This is a genomic window from Mesorhizobium sp. M8A.F.Ca.ET.181.01.1.1, from assembly GCF_004792025.1.
In the GTDB taxonomy this organism is placed as follows: domain Bacteria; phylum Pseudomonadota; class Alphaproteobacteria; order Rhizobiales; family Rhizobiaceae; genus Mesorhizobium.
Map to the genome: position 1 here is coordinate 1 of NZ_SRTV01000193.1, position 314 is coordinate 314.

General features: G+C 66.2%; 1 pseudogene. It reads left to right on the top strand.

The features are described from left to right. Positions 1-314, top strand: a pseudogene (locus tag EN824_RS34205) (cytochrome c4); the annotation flags it as partial.

A 314-nucleotide genomic window follows, 5' to 3' on the forward strand; every position in this document is an offset into this window, starting at 1 on the left:
GCCACGGTGTGGTCGGCAACGTTCAGATCACCGCGCCGGCATTGGCCGGCCAATACGCGGACGTGGTCTACAAGGAGTTGCGCGATTACCAGCAAGGCGTGCGGCAGAACGCGATCATGCAGCCTATTGTCGCCGCGCGCAGCGACCAGGATCTTCACGATCTCGCGGCTTACTATGCGTCGCTGCCGCGAAGTCCGGCGGCGGAAGTTGCGCCTACCGGCAGCACGCCCGATGCGACCGCCGTGCGCCTCGCGATGCAGGGCGATCCGCAGCGCAATATCGCGCCGTGCGCCGCATGTCACGGACAACTCGAC